Source organism: Tistlia sp., assembly GCF_040905785.1.
In the GTDB taxonomy this organism is placed as follows: Bacteria; Pseudomonadota; Alphaproteobacteria; order Kiloniellales; family DSM-21159; genus Tistlia.
This window is the reverse complement of sequence record NZ_JBBDQW010000073.1, coordinates 13,638-29,544: the sequence shown is the minus strand read 5'-3', so window position 1 is coordinate 29,544 and position 15,907 is coordinate 13,638. Positions and strand designations below refer to the sequence as shown.

Genomic DNA, 15,907 nt, shown 5'->3' with positions numbered 1-15,907 from the left:
CCGGCCGGCCTGGATAACCCTGAATATGCGAAAGGACTACAGACAGTCATGAGCGACACCACCGCCGTCTCTGAGCAGACCCAGAACAAGGAATCCTTCGCCGCGTTGCTGGACGAATCCCTCGGCACCGAGGAAAGCCTCGAGGGTACGGTCCTGCGCGGACGCATCATCCGCGTCGAGGGCGACAGCGTCCTGATCGACGTCGGCCTGAAGTCCGAGGGCCGCGTCGCGCTGAAGGAATTCGTCAAGGGCGGCGAGGAGGCCGACATCGTGCCCGGCAACACCGTCGAGGTGTTCCTGGAGCGCATGGAGGACAAGAACGGCGAGGCCATGCTGAGCCGCGAGAAGGCCCGGCGCGAGGAGAGCTGGAACCAGCTCGAGAAGGCCTATGCCGACAACGCCCGCGTCACCGGCCACATCTTCGGCCGGGTCAAGGGCGGCTTCACCGTCGACCTGTCGGGCGCCGTGGCCTTCCTGCCGGGCAGCCAGGTCGACATCCGCCCGGTGCGCGACGTCACGCCGCTGATGCACACCCCGCAGCCCTTCCAGATCCTCAAGATGGACCGCTCGCGCGGCAACATCGTGGTCTCGCGCCGCGCCGTCCTGGAAGAGGACCGCGCAGAGCAGCGCAGCGAGCTGGTCGCCAACCTCAAGGAAGGCCAGGTCCTGCCGGGCGTCGTCAAGAACATCACCGACTACGGCGCCTTCGTCGACCTCGGCGGCGTCGACGGCCTGCTCCACGTCACCGACATCTCCTGGCGCCGCATCAACCACCCGACCGAGGCGCTCTCGATCGGCCAGCAGGTCCAGGTCCAGGTCATCCGCTTCAACCCGGAGACCCAGCGCATCAGCCTCGGCATGAAGCAGCTCGAGGCCGATCCCTGGGAAGGCGTCTCGGCCAAGTACCCGACCGGCGCCAAGTTCCTGGGCCGCGTGACCAACATCACCGACTACGGCGCCTTCGTCGAGCTGGAGCCGGGCATCGAGGGCCTGGTCCACGTCTCGGAGATGAGCTGGACCAAGAAGAACATCCACCCGGGCAAGATCGTCTCGACCTCCCAGGAGGTCGAGGTGATGATCCTCGACGTCGACGAGCAGAAGCGCCGCATCTCGCTCGGCCTCAAGCAGGTCCAGGCGAACCCCTGGGAGGATCTGGTCGAGCGCTTCCCGATCGGCACCGAGCTGGAAGGCGAGGTCAAGAACATCACCGAGTTCGGCCTGTTCGTCGGCCTGCCCGGCGAGATCGACGGCATGGTCCACCTCTCGGACCTCGACTGGGAGCGTTCCGGCGAGGAGGCCGTGAAGGATTACCAGAAGGGCCAGATGGTCAAGGTCAAGCTGCTCGACATCGACGTCGAGAAGGAGCGCATCTCGCTCGGCATCAAGCAGCTCGGCTCCGATCCCTTCGAGGACACCGCCGACCGCTTCAAGAAGGGCGCGGCCGTCACCGGCACGGTCTCCGAGGTCAACGACGGCGGCGTCGAGCTGCAGCTCGCCGAGGGCATCACCGGCTTCATCCGCAAGACCGATCTGGCCCGCGAGCGCTCCGAGCAGCGCCCGGAGCGCTATGCGGTGGGCGAGCGCGTCGACGCCAAGATCACCAGCGTCGACCGCAAGACCCGCAAGATCTCGCTCTCCATCAAGCAGCTGCAGATGGAGGAGGAGAAGCAGGCCATGGCCGAGTACGGCAACACCGACTCGGGCGCCAGCCTGGGCGACATCCTGGGCGCCGCGCTGAAGCAGCAGCAGAAGAAGCAGGAGCCCGAGGGCGACGAGAAGTAGCCGCGCCGCTCGCTGCATAGAGACACGGCCGGGCCCACCAGGGCCGGGCCGTTTTCTTGTCCGCTTTGCTTCGAGCCGGGAACCACCGCGCGGCTCGCCGGTTATCTCCTTGTTATGAAAGGCGCTTCCTTGACCGTTCCGGAGACCTCTGGCAGGCTGGACCGGGTTCGTGCGCGAACCTGTCCCCGCCGGGGCCTTGCCGGCGAGCCTTCGGGCCCTCCGAGGGTCCGGCCTGGATCGAGAATCGGGGAACCATGACCAAGTCCGAGCTGATCCAGCGGATTGCCGAGCTCAATCCGCATCTCTACCACCGCGACGTCGACCGCATCGTCTCGACGATCTTCGACGAGATCGCCGAGGCGCTGGCCCGCGGCGACCGGGTCGAGCTGCGCGGCTTCGGCGCCTTCTCGGTCAAGCAGCGTGAGTCGCGGATCGGCCGGAACCCCAGGACCGGCGAGGCCGTGCCGGTCGCGGCCAAGGCCGTGCCCTTCTTCAAGACCGGCAAGCAGCTGCGCGAGCGCCTGAACGTCGAGTGACGCAAGTCCGTCGGCCGGCCCGCCGGGCAGCGCCCCCGCACCGGATCGGCCTGCAAGGGAGACCCACCCAGTGAAGCGGTTGCTCTGGCTTCTGATCGCCCTGCCTCTCCTGCTCCTGCTGGTCGTCTTCTCGGTGAACAACCGGGCGGCGGTGGCGCTCGACCTCTGGCCGCTGCGCTACGAGATCGCGCTGCCGCTGTTCCTGGTCGTGCTCGGCAGCCTCGCCGTCGGCGTCCTGCTCGGCCTGTTCCTGGAATGGGTCTTCGAGGGCCGCAATCGCTCGGCCCTGCGCAGCGAGCGGCGCCGGACGGCGGCCACGGAGCGCGAGCTGAGCAAGCTGCGCCAGGCCGAGGCCGAGCGCGCGGCCCGCGCGCCGCAGGGCGAGCGTCCCGCGGAAGGCCCGCGGCCGGCGCTGCCGGCGCCCGCCAGCCCGGCGCTGCCCGGCAATTCCAACCGCTGAACACGAAGAGTAGCCTGCCTATGCGTACCGTCGCCGCCAAGGAGGTTCAGGCCGCCCTGGATTTCCCTTCCCTGGTCGAGACCCTGCGCGAGGGCTTCCGCGGCGACGTCGCCGCGCCCGTCCGCCACCACCACAGCATCCCGAGGACCGGCGAGCCCGATGCGACGCTGCTGCTGATGCCGGCCTGGCAGTCGGGCCGCCACGTCGGCATCAAGATCGTCACGGTGACGCCGGGCAACGCCGAGCGCTCGCTGCCGGCGGTCATGGGCATCTACCTGCTCAACGACTGGACGACCGGCCAGCCGCTGGCCCTGATCGACGGCCCCATGCTGACCCTGCGGCGGACCGCGGCCGCCTCGGCGCTCGGTGCCAGCTACCTGGCCCGCCAGGACTCCGAGCGGCTGCTGATGGTCGGCACCGGCGCCCTGGCGCCGCACCTGATCGAGGCGCACGCCGCGGTGCGGCCGATCCGCAGCGTGACGGTCTGGGGCCGCTCGGCGGCCAAGGCCGAGGCCCTGGCCCGCTCGCTCGACCGCAGCGACCTCGAGGTCGGCTTCACCGAGGACCTGGAGGGCGCGGCGCGCGGCGCCGACGTCATCAGCTGCGCGACCCTGAGCCGCGAGCCGCTGGTCCGCGGCGACTGGCTGCAGCCGGGGGTCCACCTCGACCTGGTCGGCGCCTTCACGCCGGAGATGCGCGAGACCGACGACCAGGCGATCCGCCGTGCGAGCGTCTTCGTCGATACCCGCGCCGGCGCCACCAAGGAGGGCGGCGACATCGTCCAGCCCCTGAAGAGTGGGGCGCTGAGCGAGCAGGACATCGCCGGCGACCTGTTCGAGCTCGCCCGCGGCGAGCGCACCGGCCGCCGCACCGAGGAGGAGATCACGCTGTTCAAGTCGGTCGGCACCGCCCTCGAGGACCTGGTCGCCGCCCAGCTGGTCGTCGAGCGGGCATGACCGCCCAGGCGACGGGATGACCGCGGGGGCCGGGCCGGGCAGACCGGGCCCAGCCCAGCTCCAGGCCTTGCTGGAGCAGGCCGTCGCGCTGCACCGGGCCGGCCGCCCCGCCGAGGCCCTGCCGCTCTATCGGCGCCTGCTGCAGGCGGCGCCCCGCCACCCCGACACGCTGCACCTCTACGGCCTGGCGCTGCACCAGGGCGGCCCGGGCCGCGCGGCCCTGGCTCCGCTTCGACGCGCCGTCGAGGCCGCACCGGACAATCCCGCCTTTCGGCGCAGCCTGGCTGCGACGCAGCGCGCCCTCGGCGACCGGTCGGGGTCGCTGGCGACCCTGCAGGCGGCCTTGGCGGTCCTGCCGGGCGACGCCGGACTGTGGGCGCTGCTCGGCGACCTCGAGGCGGGCGGCCGCGACTATGCCGCTGCCGCCGCCGCCTACCGGCGGGCGCTGGAGATCGAGCCGGCGGTGCCGTCGGTGCTGAACAACCTGGGCGCCGCGCTGATCCGGCTCGAGCACGCCGAGGAAGCCCTGGACGCCTTCGACCAGGCGCTGGCGCTGCAGCCGGACCTGGCGCCGGCCCTGATCGGTCGCGGCGAGGCCCTGCTCCGGCTCGGTCGCGAGGCCTGGGCCCTCGAGCCGCTGCGCCGGGCGCTGGCCCTGGTGCCGAGCTCGCTGGCCGCCCTCAAGGCGCTCGGACAGGCCCAGGAGCGGGTCGGCGAGGTCGAGGCGGCCATCGAGACCTTCCGGCGCGGCCTGGAGCTGGCGCCCGCCGATGCCGAGCTCCACGGCGGTCTTGGCCACGCCCTGCAGCTGCTCGGCCGCTTCGCGGAAGCCCAGGCGCCCCTGCGCCAGGCGATCGAGCTGGCACCGGAGGACGCCGACGCGCTGGCCGCCCTGGTCCAGGGCCGCGCCCTGGCGCCCGGCGACGCTCTGGCCGGACGGCTGCAGGCGATCCTGGAGAATTCGGCTAAGCCGGAGAGCGAGCGCGCCGTCGCAGGCTTCGCGCTGGCCCGGGCGCTGCGGCTTGGCGAGGCCCACGACGCCGCCTTCGCCGCCGCCGAGCGGGCCAACGCGCTCGCACGCCTGCTCCGGCCGCACGACGCAGCCGCCTATGCGACCTATGTCGAGGCGCTGCTGGCGGCCTTTCCCGCGAGCCTCTTCGAGCGCCTTGCCGGGGCCGGGGAGGCCGCTGCCGGGCCGGTCTTCATCGTCGGCCTGCCGCGCTCCGGCACGACGCTGGTCGAGCAGATCCTGGCCAGCCACCCTCGCGTCCACGGCGCCGGCGAACTGACCGTGCTGCCGGCCCTGGCGCGGGCCCTGCCGGCGCGCCTGGGATCGGCAGCGGCCTGGCCGGCCTGCGCCGCCGAGCTGGACGCCGCCGCCCTGGCCGGCCTCGCCGCCGACTACCGGGCGCGCTGGCCGGCGGCGGCGGCCGGCGCGGCGCGTGTCACCGACAAGCTGCCGGGCAACTACCACTACCTCGGCCTCGCCGCCCTGGCGCTGCCGGGCGCGCGCATCCTGTCCTGCCGCCGCGATCCCCGCGACGTCGCCCTCTCCAACTTCTTCGAGTTCTTCGGCCGCGGCCACACCTTCAGCCACGACCTCCTCGATCTTGCGCAGCAGGTGCTGGCGCACCGCCGGCTGATGGACCACTGGCAGTCCGTGCTGCCCCCGGGCATGATCCTCGAGGTCGAGCACGAGCGGCTGGTCGCCGACCAGGAGGGCGAATCGCGCCGCCTGGTCGCCCACTGCGGCCTGGCCTGGGACCCCGCCTGCCTGAACTTCCAGGACGCCGATCGCCCGGTCCGCACGGCCAGCGCCTGGCAGGTTCGCCAGCCGATCGACCGCGCCGCCGTCGGCCGCTGGCGCGCCTACCGCTGCCAGCTCGCGGGCTTCGTCGAGGCGCTGGCGGAGGGTGGCCTCGAGCTCGCCGACTAGCGCGAACTTCCTTGGGGGCGGCGGCGCCCCTTCCCCTTGCTGCCCGGCGGCTCGGCGGCCATGCTGCCGCTCCCCGGCCCGAGCCCTCGAGGAGCCCCCGTCTTGCCCGGAGCCTACGGCGCCGCCGATCCCCTGCTGCTGCTGCTCGCCGCCCTCGCCGCCGAAGCCTATCTCGGCGGGCTCGACTGGGGACTGAAAGGCTGGTCCTGGCCGTGGCGCCGCTTCGCCGAGCTGCTGCGCGCGCTGGAGCAGCGGCTCGACCGGCCCGAGCGGGGCGCGGTCACGCTGGCCTGGCGCGGTGCCCTGGTCGCGGCCCTGGTTCTCGCCGGGGCGCTGGCCGCGGGCGCGCTGCTCGGCCTGTTCACCCGCCACTATCCCTTCGCCTGGGCGCTCGAGCTGCTGCTGCTGTTCGGCGCGCTCGGGCTGCGGCGCAGCCATCGCCGCGCGCGCTCGGTGCTGGCCGCCCTGGAGCGCGACGGCGGCGCGGCGGCGCGCGAGGCCTTGGTCCGCCTGGGTGCCGCCGAGCTCGCGCCGCAGGCGGTCGAGGCGCTGCCGCGCCAGGGCCTGGCGGTGACCGCCGTCACGCTGCTCGAGCGCCGCTTCGCCGACGGCGCGGTGGCGCCCGCCCTGTGGTTCGGCCTGCTCGGGCTGCCCGGGCTGTTCGCCTGGGCGGCGGTGCAGCGGGCCTGCCTGGTGTTGAGCGGACCGTCCGTCGCCGCCGCCCGCGGCCCGGTCAGCGGCGCCTTCGGCCGGCCCCTGGCCCGGATTCAGCGGCTCCTTCGCTGGCCGGCCGCTCGACTCGCCGACCTCCTGCTGGCGCTGGCGGGCAGCCTGCGCAGCCACCGCAGGCCGGCCGCCCCGCTCGATGCTCTCGCCGCGGCGCTCGACCGCCACGTCCTGGCCGGCCTGCTGCTCGGCGGCTCGCTGGTGCTGCTGGTCGTCGCGCGCCTGCTGCTGCGCGGCCAGGTCGCCTGACGCCCTCGGACGGGCGGCGCGGCCCAGGGCAGGCAACCGCGCGAGAGCCTCCGCGTTGTCATGACAGGTTCTGCCAGCCGGAGCGTCGCCATGCCGGACAATCCGACCGCCGTCTTCGACCTGCTCCAGCTCGCCGAGCGCCTGGGCATCGCCGTCCTGCTGGGCGGGGTGATCGGCCTCGACCGGGAGTGGCACGACCGCCCCGCCGGCCTGCGCACGCACATCCTGGTGTCGCTCGCTTCGGCGCTCTTCACGATGCTGAGCTTCGAGCTGTTCCTGATGGCCGAGGAGGCTTCGGACTCCTCGCGCGCCGATCCCGTGCGCGTCGTCGAGGCCGTGCTGACCGGCGTCGCCTTCCTGGGTGCCGGCACGATCATCCAGGCTTCGCGCCGGCTCGAGGGCGTGACCACCGGCGCCTCGATCTGGCTGGTCGGCGCGGTCGGCGTCGCCGCCGGCGGCGGTTTCTACGAGATGGCCGTGGTCGGCACGACGATGGCGATCCTGGTGCTCACCGGCCTCGGCTTCCTCGAGCGCCGCCTGTTCGACCGTCGCCAGGGCCGGGGCACCGGGGAGGACGGGCCGGATTGACGCCCGGACCCGCGGGACGCGGGCTCTTCGGGCGAAGTCCCTCGTCGTCCGGCGCTACTTCAGGGACTGGCGCAGGACGTCGGCTTCGGCGGTGCTGTACTGGCGGTCGAGGACGATGCCCTCGGCGCGGGCACCGGTGCCGTAGAAGGCCGAGTTGTAGCCCTTGGATTCGACCAGCGCGGCACCCTCCGCGGAGGCGCCGCCGTAGAGCCCCTGGTTCTTCGAGAAGGCATAGACGTCCGCCTCGAAGTTCGAGGTCGTGCTCGCCTCGACGCCCTTGCCGATCGGACCGACCGCGATCGAGGCGTCGGCGCCGAGCTTGAAGTTGTTGCGCAGGACGGCGTCGAGCGCGCCGTCGCTCATGATCGTCAGCACGACCTCGGAGACCTGGCCGCCGATCTGCAGGCCCAGGCTGGCCGCGGCCAGGGAATAGAAGGCCGGGGCGCTCCAGTTGCCGGCGTCGTCCTTGACCAGCAGCACGCCGTCGCCGCCCTCGCCGCCGAGGATGAAGCCGCCCTTGATCAGGCGCGGGAAGATCATGACGGCGCGGGCGTCCTGCACGTAGCGCGACAGCTCCGGCAGGCCGGGATCGGTCTTCAGCTTCTGGTACACCGAGGTCGAGCGTGCGAGCACGTCGCGCGCCTCGGCGAGATCGTCGGCGAGGGCCGGCAGGCTGGCGGTCGCGACGGTGCCCAGCGCCAGGGCGGCGAGGCCGAGCCGGAGCGCGGAGCGGCGTGCGAGAGTGAGGCTCATGGATGATCCTTCTCAGATGGTGGCGGGGGGCCGCCCCTGCAGCGGCCCCTGTCCCCGAATGTGGGGCGCGCAGTGCCGCGAGGGAACGCCCCGCCTGCCGGTAAGTTCATCGGCCGCCCGGCCGAGCTAGGCCCCCAGCACGCCGTGGGGCGGGAAGTTGACCAGGCCGATGCGCCAGGCGACCGCGGCCCCCGGATCGTGGCTGCCGGCGGCGCCGACGATGCGGTCGATGCGGGTCAGCGAGCAGTTGGCGACGGCGAAGGAGAGAACCGCCTCGCTCTGGCCGCCCAGCGCGATCGCCAGGGCGGCGCGGATCGTCCCGCCGTGGGCGACGCAGATGATGTCCCCGCCGGCGTGGCGCTCGGAGATCTCCTCCACCGCCGCGGCGGTGCGCGCGACCAGATCGTCGAAGGACTCGCCGCCCGGGGGCCGCTCGTGGGCCGGCGCGTGCCAGAAGCGGTGCCACTCCGGCGCGCGCCGCTCGCGCAGCGCCTCGTGGCTGAGGCCCTGCCACTCGCCGAAGTGCTGCTCCGCGAAACGCGGCTCGACCAGCGTCTCGGCCGGCGGCGCCGGCAGGTGGGCGCGGATGGCTTCGGCGGTCTGGTGGGTGCGCTTCAGGTGGCTGGTCACCCAGAGCGCCTCGCCGGGCAGGCGAGTCGCCAGGCCGGTGAAGACCTCCTGCTGCCCGCAGTCGCAGTCCAGGTCCTCCTGGCCGTAGATCAGGCCCCCGGAGTCCACCGGGGCGTGGCGGATCCACCACCAGCGCGTCGTGTCGGTCATGCTCGCTCCCTTGAAGGCGGCTCTCAGGCCAGGGCGACCACGACCAGCAGCACCAGGATCTCCAGCGCCTGCTGCAGGGCGCCCAGGACGTCGCCGGTATAGCCGCCGATCTGGCGCTCGGCCAGCCGCCCGAGGCCGAAGACCGCGATCAGGCCCAGGACCAGGGCCAGCAGCGCGGCCCCGAACGACAGCGCCGCCCAGGCGATCACCGCGCCCAGGGCGAGAGCCGCCCAGGCGTCGCCGCCCAGGCTGCGGCCGGCGGCGACCGCCAGCCCGTCGGCGCGGGCGAGCGGCTGGAACACCATCAGCACCGGCAGCAGGCCGCGCGACAGGGCGTGGGCGGCGACCAGCGCCGCCGCCGCCAGCTCCAGCTCGCCGAGCAGGCCGAGGGCGAGGCCGCGCAGCGCCAGCGACAGGCCGAGCGCCAGCACGCCGTAGGTGCCGATCCGGCTGTCGCGCAGGATCGCCAGCTTGGCCTCGCGGTCGCCGCCGCCGCCGAAGCCGTCGGCCGTATCGGCCAGGCCGTCCTCGTGCAGGGCGCCGGTCAGCAGGATGGTGACCCCCAGGGTCAGGAAGCCGGCCAGCCAGGTGCCCAGCTCGAGGCCCTCGAAGATCGTGAAGGCGAGCGCGGCGAGGGCGCCGATCAGCAGGCCGACGAGAGGGTAGGCCCGCGCGCTGCGGCCCGGGCTGCGGCTCGCCTCGGCGGCCGGCAGGGGCAGGCGGGTCAGCAGGCGGGCGGCGTTGAGGAAGTCGGCGAGGAAGGCGGACATGACCGGGTCTTTCCTGGCAGGTGGGGGATTCGGGGCTGGTCTCGACTCGCGAGCTATAGGACAGTCGCGCCCCGCGACGGAAGCGATAGCTTGCCGGGGGGCTGCCGCGGGGGCTGCCGCGGGAGCGATCGCGGAAGGGGCGCAGCGCAAGCGGAGCGAACACCATGAGCGAGATTGCCGAGCCGAACCTCGAGGAGATCCGCGCCCTGATCGGCGAGTTCCCGCTGGCCGACGCCGAGGCCGGCGCGGCCGCCGCCGCGCGCCAGGCGCAGCTGACCAAGCCGGCCGGCTCGCTCGGCCGGCTCGAGGAGCTGGCGGTCTGGCTGGCCTCCTGGCAGGGCCGTCCGGACCCGGCCATGGAGCGGCCCCGGGTCGCGGTCTTCGCCGGCAACCACGGCGTCGCGGCGCGCGGCGTCTCGGCCTACCCGGCCGAGGTCACGGCGCAGATGGTCGCCAACTTCATCGAGGGCGGCGCCGCGGTCAACCAGCTCGCCGCCTGGGTCGGCGCCGATCTGCGCATCTACGAGATGGCGCTCGACCAGCCGACCGCCGACTTCGCCGCCGGCCCGGCGATGGAGGAGGCCGACTGCGCGCGCGCCCTGGCCTACGGCATGATGTCGGTCGAGGAGGGCTTCGACGCCATGGCGCTGGGCGAGATGGGCATCGCCAACACGACCAGCGCCGCCGCCCTCTGCCTGGCGCTGTTCGGCGGCGAGGCGGCCGACTGGGTCGGCCGCGGCAGCGGCGTCGACGAGGCCGGGCTGGCCCGCAAGGTCGCCGCCGTCGAGGCCGGCCTCGCGGCCAATCCCGAAGCGCGCGAGGACCCCTTCGAGGCGCTGCGGCGCCTGGGCGGCTACGAGCTGGCGGCGATCGCCGGCGCGGTCATGGCCTGCCGCCTGGCGCGCATCCCGGTGGTGCTCGACGGCTTCGCCGCGACGGCGGCGGCGGCGGTGCTGCAGCGCCTCGACCGCCACGCCCTCGACCACTGCCTGGTCGCCCACCGCTCGGTCGAGCCGGGCCACGCCCGCCTGCTGGGCGCGCTCGGCAAGACGCCGCTGCTCGACCTGGACATGCGCCTCGGCGAGGCCAGCGGCGCGGTCCTCGCCCTCGGCCTGCTGCAGGCCGCCTGCGCCTGCCACAACGGCATGCGAACCTTCGAGGAAGCCGGAGTCAGCGGCAAGGCTTAGGGTAGGCGCTTTCACGCCCCTCGACAGGCTCGGGACGAAGCGAAGGTTTGTGCTTACGTCCGCTTCGTCCCGAGCCTGTCGAGGGGCGTGAAAGCGCTATTCCCCCTGCTGCAGCAGCAGGCCGTGCCGCCGCGCGACGCGGAAGGAATAGAGGAAGACGGCGGCGCCGATCACCAGGTAGACGACGTTGAGCGCCAGGGCGTGGACCAGCAGGTCGGGACGGAAGCTGCCCTCGATCAGGATCGCGCGCATGCCCTCGAAGGTCGGCGTCATCGGAAAGCACCAGGCGATCCACTGCAGCCACTCGGGCAGCACGGCGACCGGGTAGTAGATCGAGGAGATCGGCGCGAGCAGGAAGATCGCCAGCCAGGCCACGGACTCCGCACCCTGCCCGACCCGCAGGATCAGCGCCGAGACCAGCATGCCGAGCGCCCAGCCCATGATCAGCAGGCAGGAGAAGAAGGCGACCAGCGGCAGGCCCAGCTCGTAGACCGAGACGCCGTAGAACAGGATCGCGAGACCGGTCGCCGGCAGGATGCCGACCAGGGTGCGCAGCACCGACATGACCATCAGGGCCGCCAGCAGCTCGTGGGGCCTGAGCGGGCTGACCGCCAGGTTGCCGAGGTTGCGCGACCAGATCTCCTCGAGGAAGGACAGCGAGAAGCCGAGCTGGCCGCGGAACAGCACGTCCCAGAGCAGCACGGCCGTGACCAGGATGCCTGCGGCGTTGGCGATCACCGTGGAATGCTGCAGCAGGTAGAGCGTGACGAAGCCCCAGAGGATCATCTGGATGGTCGGCCAGTACATCAGCTCGAGCACGCGCGGCCAGGAGCTGCGCATCAGGAAGAGATGGCGCAGCACCATCGCGCCGATGCGGCCGGCGACGGAGCTATTGGGGGCGACGCTGTCGTCGATCATCGCGCCGCCTCGCTGTCGCCGAGGGCCCGGCCGGCGGAATCCCCGGCGCGCGGCTCGGCGCGGCGGTCGCGGGCGATGTCGAGGAAGACCTCCTCGAGATTGTCGCGGCCGTACTTCTTGAGGAGGGCCGCTGGCGTCGCCTCGTCGACCAGGCGGCCGGCCTTCATCATGACGACCCGGTCGCACAGGCGCTCGACCTCGGCCATGTTGTGGCTGGCCAGCAGGATCGCGACCCGGCGCTCGGCCTGGTAGCGCTCCAGGTAGCTGCGCAGCCAGTCGGCGGTGTCGGGATCGAGCGAGGCGGTCGGCTCGTCGAGCAGCAGCACCTCGGGCCGGTTGATCATCGCCTTGGCGACCGAGACGCGGGTCTTCTGGCCGGCCGAGAGCTGGCCGGTGCGCTTCTGCCAGAGCGGCTTGAGGTCGAGCTCGCGGCCGAGCTGCTCCAGGCGCGCCCTGGCGTCGGGCACGCCGTAGAGCCGCGCGAAGAAGCGCAGGTTCTGGCCGACGGTCAGGCGTCGCGGCAGGTCGACGTAGGGGCTGGAGAAGTTGATCCGGTGCAGCACCCGGTGCGGATGGCGCGCCATGTCGCAGCCGAGCAGCTCGACGCTGCCGCCGCTCGGCAGCAGCAGGCCGAGCAGCATCGAGATCGTCGTGGTCTTGCCGGCGCCGTTGCCGCCGAGCAGGGCGACGGTTTCGCCGGCGACGACCGAGAAGCTCAGCCCGTCGACCGCCAGGGCATCGCCGAAGCGCTTCGACAGGTCGCGGACCTCGATCGCGGGCGGCCCGGCGGTCGCGGGCGTGGAGGAGGGAGGCTGCTGGGTCACCGAGCGCATATAGCGCTTCGTCGGGGCGGTAACCAGGGTTCGGCCGTCGCCGCGCCCGCCGCCGCGCCCGCCGCCACGGGCCAGGGCGAGGGCCAGCAGCAGGCTGAGTCCGGCGAGCAGGGCGGCGGTCCGCCCGACGGCCTCGAGGCCGAACGCGTCGCTGGTCCAGCCGCCGGCGAGCGCCCGCTCGGCGCCGGCGGCCCGCCGAATCAGCGGATCGAGGCCTCCGGTTTCGGACGCGCCAGGTGCAGGTAGCCCGGGCTGAACAGGGCGAGGCGGTTCAGCGCCGGCAGGTCCGGCAGCTCCATCTGTCGGCCGCGCAGGCGCAGCAGGCCGGCGATGCGCAGCCGCCGCAGCACGCGGTTGACGTGGACCACCGACAGGCCGGTCGCGTCGGCCAGCTCGGTCTGGTTCAGCGGCAGCTCGCAGGCCGCGCCCTCGGTCAGGCCGACCGCCTCGAGGCGCCGGAATATCTCGCAGAGCAGGTGGGCGACCCGCTCGAGCGCCGTGCGCCGGCCGACGTTCAGCGTCCACTCGCGCTGGATCGAGGCCTGGACCAGGGTGTCCCAGGCGAGGGCGCGGGCGAGGGCGGGCCGCCGCTCGGCCAGCCCCTCCAGCGCGTCGCGCCGGATCTCGGCCAGCAGGACCGGGGTCACCGCGGCCACCGAGTGGTCCATCGCCTGGAGCAAGTCCAGGTTCAGGTCGAAGAAGTCGCCCGGCAGCAGCAGGCCGACGATCTGGCGCCGTCCGTCGGCGAAGGACTTGCTGCGGCAGGCCCAGCCCTCGAGGAACAGGCGAGGGGCGGCCGGCCGATCGCCTTCGGCGGCCAGCTCCTCGCCGGCGGCAAGCCTGAAGGTGCGCCTGTGGGCGAGCTCCTCGATCAGCCGCCTGTCCTCCGGCGACAGCAGGGCGACCTGCTCGAGCTTGCGGATCAGATAGCGTGGCATCCGGTCCCCACCGTTGCGGCGAAAACCGGTTTGTATCCCACGCCGGCGAGCCGAGCGTCTAACGTAGGTTAAGAAAGAGTCGGGATTTCAGGCCGTTAAGGGAGGTCAGCGGGCGAACTTGGCCGCGGCGCCGATCAGGTCGAGCAGGTCGAACAGGCGCGCGAGATAGTGGTCGCGCAGGGCGAAGTCGCCGCGCTCCTCGGTCAGGCGCCCCTCCAGGGCATCGACGAAGCGGCGCAGGCGGCGCTGGTGCAGGCCGAGCCGGGCCTGCAGGGGGTCGGCGACAACGCCGGAGAAGGCTGTCGCGGCGGCGCCGAGCACCAGTACGCCGCCGACCGCCGAGGCGCCGGCGACAAAGGGCGCGGCCGCCGGGAACAGGCCGTACCACAGGCCGCCGGCCCAGGCGCCGAGGGGGAAGCTGGCGATCGCCATCTGCTGCGCCACCATGTGGGCGAGCACCGGCCCCAGGGTCAGGGCGCCCGGCGTCCACTGCTTGGCGACCAGCGCGCCGATGCCGGCCGACAGCAGCGCGTTGGTCAGCTCCGCCGCCGCGGTGCGGCTGTCGACGTAGGTCTCCAGCGAGTCGGTCAGCCAGCCGCGGAAGGCGGGGTCGTCGGCCTTGCGGCCGATCGACTTCAGCATCGCCTCGAGTGCCGCCGCCAGGTCGGCGTCGGCGAGGATCGCCAGCGCCAGGGCATCCTTGTCGCTGCTCCGCAGCGGCGCGCCGTCGGGCCCGTGCTGCGCATAGGGCAGCTCCAGGAACTCGGTGAAGAGGCGCCACTCCAGCTCGCCGGCGACGGCCGTGCGCAGGAAGCTGGGATTGCGCTCCAGACGCCCGGCCAGGCCCTCCAGGCCGCCGCGCCGCGCGGCGTGGGCGCCGCTGCGCGCGGCCAGCACCGGGATCGCCAGGAGCATGTTCGCGGGCGCGCGCAGCAGGTCCCAGCCGAAGGCGTGGCGATGCAGCGCCAGGGCGCCGCGCAGCCCGAAGGTGCGCTTAACGAAGGGGTCGATCGCGGCGCGCCGCTCGGCGCAGTAGCGCTCGATGCCGCCGCGCACCGCCCGGCGTGCCAGCGAGGCGTCGACGGGCAGGTTCGGCGGCGGGATCGCCGCGAAGTCCGTGGCCGGGGGCAGCTCGGCGGAGTCGCTCATGGCCATAGGTATGGTGTCGCCGGCGGCTCCGCGCCAGCCCACCCCCCAGCCCCCTCCCAGTCCGACCGCAACGCCGTGGACGCGACCCACTGGCGACGCGCCGCCGATCCTCTATAAGCCGGCGATGGCCTTCGCTCCGCGCTCGCGGCCGGTGACGATCCTGCTGATCCTGCTGGTCGCCTTCGGCCCCGCCTCGACCGACCTCTACCTGCCGGCGCTGCCGTCGATCGCGCGCGCCTTCGGCGCCGATTCCGGCGCCGCCCAGCTGACGCTCTCGGTGTTCCTGCTCGGCTTCGCGCTGGCGATGCTGGCGCACGGGCCGCTCAGCGACCGCTTCGGCCGCCGGCCGGTGCTGTTCGGCGCCCTGGCGGTCTACCTGGCGGCGAGCCTAGCCTGCGCCTTCGCGCCCAGTATGGAGCTGCTGATCCTCGCCCGCTTCCTGCAGGCGCTCGGCGCCTGCGCGGGCGCCGTGATCGGACGGGCCATCGTGCGCGACGTCTACCGGCCGCAGGAGGCGGCGCGGGTGATGTCCTTCCTGGCCATGGCCATGGCGGTCGCGCCGGCCCTGGCGCCGATCCTCGGTGGCTGGCTGACCACCCACTTCGGCTGGCAGGCGACCTTCCTGGCGCTGCTCGTCTTCGGCCTGGTCGCCCTGGCCGGCGTGGTCCTGGTGCTGCCCGAGACCAATCTCGCCCCAGACCTCCAGGCGATCCGGCCGCGCGGCCTGGCCTCGAACTACCGGCACCTGCTGGGCGAGGTGCGTTTCCGCGGCTACGTGCTGGTCATCGCCGGCAGCTACGGCGGCCTCTTCGCCTTCATCTCCGGTTCCTCCTTCGCCCTGATCGACGGCCTGGGCCTGCGGCCCGACCAGTACGGTTACTGCTTCAGCGCGGCGGTGCTCGGCTACATGTCGGGCAGCTTCGGCGGCGGACGGGTGACGACCCGCCTCGGCATCGACCGCACCATCGCGCTCGGCAACGTTTTCCAGCTGGCCGGCGGCCTGGCCGGGCTGGCGCTCGCCCTGGCCGGCGTCTTCACCGTCGCCAGCGTCGTCGCGCCGGCGGCGCTCTTCTTCTTCGGCAGCGGCTTCGCCCTGCCCAACGCCACGGCCGGCGCGATCAACCCCTTCCCGCGCATGGCCGGCGCCGCCTCGGGGCTGATGGGCTTCCTGCAGATGGCCGGCGCGGCGGTGCTTGGCGCCCTGGTCGGGCGCTTCCAGGACGGCGGCCCGCTGGTCATGATGGCGGCGATCGCGGGCGCCGGCCTGGTCGCCGTGCTGGCCCACCGCCTGATCGTCCGGCGCCTGCCCGCCGCCTGATCGCCTGGCGCCTGGCCGCCAAATCGTC

General features: G+C 73.3%; 16 protein-coding genes. 9 read left to right on the top strand and 7 right to left on the bottom strand.

Features of this window, described 5'->3' with window-relative positions; genetic code table 11:
* The first annotated feature begins 48 nt into the window (after positions 1–48).
* The 7 genes from rpsA (at position 49) to WD341_RS17120 (ending at position 7,233) form a co-directional block, all read left to right on the top strand.
* Entirely contained in the window at positions 49–1,782 is a 1,734-nt protein-coding gene (gene rpsA / locus WD341_RS17150; protein WP_368426704.1) for a 30S ribosomal protein S1, read from the top strand.
* 236 nt (positions 1,783–2,018) lie between these two features.
* Complete coding sequence (locus WD341_RS17145; protein ID WP_368426747.1) at positions 2,019–2,318, top strand: integration host factor subunit beta; 300 nt, start codon at positions 2,019–2,021, stop codon at positions 2,316–2,318.
* A 70-nt stretch (positions 2,319–2,388) separates the two neighbouring features.
* The gene (locus tag WD341_RS17140; protein WP_368426703.1) at positions 2,389–2,778 is read left to right on the top strand and encodes a LapA family protein; all 390 of its coding nucleotides are present in this window, start codon (positions 2,389–2,391) and stop codon (positions 2,776–2,778) included.
* A gap of 20 nt (positions 2,779–2,798) precedes the next feature.
* Complete coding sequence (locus WD341_RS17135) at positions 2,799–3,734, top strand: ornithine cyclodeaminase family protein (protein WP_368426702.1); 936 nt, start codon at positions 2,799–2,801, stop codon at positions 3,732–3,734.
* 16 nt (positions 3,735–3,750) lie between these two features.
* Complete coding sequence (locus WD341_RS17130; protein WP_368426701.1) at positions 3,751–5,670, top strand: sulfotransferase; 1,920 nt, start codon at positions 3,751–3,753, stop codon at positions 5,668–5,670.
* Positions 5,671–5,772: 102 nt separating this feature from the next.
* Positions 5,773–6,645 carry a cobalamin biosynthesis protein gene (locus tag WD341_RS17125; RefSeq protein WP_368426700.1) on the top strand — a complete coding sequence of 291 codons (873 nt, stop codon included), beginning with the start codon at positions 5,773–5,775 and terminating at the stop codon, positions 6,643–6,645.
* Between the two features lie 90 nt (positions 6,646–6,735).
* Positions 6,736–7,233 carry an MgtC/SapB family protein gene (locus tag WD341_RS17120; RefSeq protein WP_368426699.1) on the top strand — a complete coding sequence of 166 codons (498 nt, stop codon included), beginning with the start codon at positions 6,736–6,738 and terminating at the stop codon, positions 7,231–7,233.
* A 54-nt stretch (positions 7,234–7,287) separates the two neighbouring features.
* On the opposite strand, the gene WD341_RS17115 is transcribed toward WD341_RS17120, so the two are convergent.
* The 3 genes from WD341_RS17115 to WD341_RS17105 all read right to left on the bottom strand — a co-directional run bounded on the left by WD341_RS17115 (position 7,288) and on the right by WD341_RS17105 (position 9,536).
* Positions 7,288–7,986: a lipid-binding SYLF domain-containing protein gene (locus tag WD341_RS17115; protein WP_368426698.1), complete on the bottom strand. Its 699-nt coding sequence runs from the start codon at positions 7,984–7,986 to the stop codon at positions 7,288–7,290.
* A 126-nt stretch (positions 7,987–8,112) separates the two neighbouring features.
* Complete coding sequence (locus WD341_RS17110) at positions 8,113–8,766, bottom strand: histidine phosphatase family protein (RefSeq protein WP_368426697.1); 654 nt, start codon at positions 8,764–8,766, stop codon at positions 8,113–8,115.
* 23 nt (positions 8,767–8,789) lie between these two features.
* Positions 8,790–9,536, bottom strand: coding sequence for an adenosylcobinamide-GDP ribazoletransferase (locus WD341_RS17105; RefSeq protein ID WP_368426696.1), 747 nt, complete (start codon positions 9,534–9,536; stop codon positions 8,790–8,792).
* 164 nt (positions 9,537–9,700) lie between these two features.
* Between WD341_RS17105 and cobT the strand changes: the two genes are divergently transcribed.
* Positions 9,701–10,723 (top strand): nicotinate-nucleotide--dimethylbenzimidazole phosphoribosyltransferase, encoded by a 1,023-nt coding sequence (gene cobT, locus WD341_RS17100; protein ID WP_368426695.1) that lies wholly within the window; start codon positions 9,701–9,703, stop codon positions 10,721–10,723.
* A 96-nt stretch (positions 10,724–10,819) separates the two neighbouring features.
* On the opposite strand, the gene WD341_RS17095 is transcribed toward cobT, so the two are convergent.
* The 4 genes from WD341_RS17095 to WD341_RS17080 all read right to left on the bottom strand — a co-directional run bounded on the left by WD341_RS17095 (position 10,820) and on the right by WD341_RS17080 (position 14,561).
* Positions 10,820–11,641 carry an ABC transporter permease gene (locus WD341_RS17095; RefSeq protein WP_368426694.1) on the bottom strand — a complete coding sequence of 274 codons (822 nt, stop codon included), beginning with the start codon at positions 11,639–11,641 and terminating at the stop codon, positions 10,820–10,822.
* Positions 11,638–12,465 carry an ABC transporter ATP-binding protein gene (locus tag WD341_RS17090; RefSeq protein WP_368426693.1) on the bottom strand — a complete coding sequence of 276 codons (828 nt, stop codon included), beginning with the start codon at positions 12,463–12,465 and terminating at the stop codon, positions 11,638–11,640. The genes WD341_RS17095 and WD341_RS17090 overlap by 4 nt, the downstream gene beginning before the upstream one ends.
* Before the next feature lie 209 nt (positions 12,466–12,674).
* Positions 12,675–13,412, bottom strand: coding sequence for a Crp/Fnr family transcriptional regulator (locus tag WD341_RS17085; protein WP_368426692.1), 738 nt, complete (start codon positions 13,410–13,412; stop codon positions 12,675–12,677).
* Positions 13,413–13,517: 105 nt separating this feature from the next.
* Positions 13,518–14,561 (bottom strand): DUF6635 family protein, encoded by a 1,044-nt coding sequence (locus WD341_RS17080; protein ID WP_368426691.1) that lies wholly within the window; start codon positions 14,559–14,561, stop codon positions 13,518–13,520.
* Positions 14,562–14,685: 124 nt separating this feature from the next.
* Here WD341_RS17080 and WD341_RS17075 point away from each other — a divergent pair, with 124 nt between their 5' ends.
* On the top strand, positions 14,686–15,879 hold the full coding sequence (locus tag WD341_RS17075) for a multidrug effflux MFS transporter (protein ID WP_368426690.1): 1,194 nt from the start codon (positions 14,686–14,688) through the stop codon (positions 15,877–15,879).
* Positions 15,880–15,907: the final 28 nt, after the last annotated feature.

Excerpts from the sequence above, each read along its gene's own strand:
- WD341_RS17130 (WP_368426701.1), top strand. The coding sequence starts at position 3,751 with ATGACCGCGGGGGCCGGGCCGGGCAGACCGGGCCCAGCCCAGCTCCAG.
- WD341_RS17120 (WP_368426699.1), top strand. The coding sequence starts at position 6,736 with ATGCCGGACAATCCGACCGCCGTCTTCGACCTGCTCCAGCTCGCCGAG.
- WD341_RS17085 (WP_368426692.1), bottom strand. The coding sequence starts at position 13,412 with ATGCCACGCTATCTGATCCGCAAGCTCGAGCAGGTCGCCCTGCTGTCG.
- WD341_RS17110 (WP_368426697.1), bottom strand. The coding sequence starts at position 8,766 with ATGACCGACACGACGCGCTGGTGGTGGATCCGCCACGCCCCGGTGGAC.
- WD341_RS17075 (WP_368426690.1), top strand. The coding sequence starts at position 14,686 with ATGGCCTTCGCTCCGCGCTCGCGGCCGGTGACGATCCTGCTGATCCTG.
- WD341_RS17135 (WP_368426702.1), top strand. The coding sequence starts at position 2,799 with ATGCGTACCGTCGCCGCCAAGGAGGTTCAGGCCGCCCTGGATTTCCCT.
- rpsA (WP_368426704.1), top strand. The coding sequence starts at position 49 with ATGAGCGACACCACCGCCGTCTCTGAGCAGACCCAGAACAAGGAATCC.
- WD341_RS17115 (WP_368426698.1), bottom strand. The coding sequence starts at position 7,986 with ATGAGCCTCACTCTCGCACGCCGCTCCGCGCTCCGGCTCGGCCTCGCC.
- cobT (WP_368426695.1), top strand. The coding sequence starts at position 9,701 with ATGAGCGAGATTGCCGAGCCGAACCTCGAGGAGATCCGCGCCCTGATC.
- WD341_RS17080 (WP_368426691.1), bottom strand. The coding sequence starts at position 14,561 with ATGAGCGACTCCGCCGAGCTGCCCCCGGCCACGGACTTCGCGGCGATC.
- WD341_RS17105 (WP_368426696.1), bottom strand. The coding sequence starts at position 9,536 with ATGTCCGCCTTCCTCGCCGACTTCCTCAACGCCGCCCGCCTGCTGACC.
- WD341_RS17095 (WP_368426694.1), bottom strand. The coding sequence starts at position 11,641 with ATGATCGACGACAGCGTCGCCCCCAATAGCTCCGTCGCCGGCCGCATC.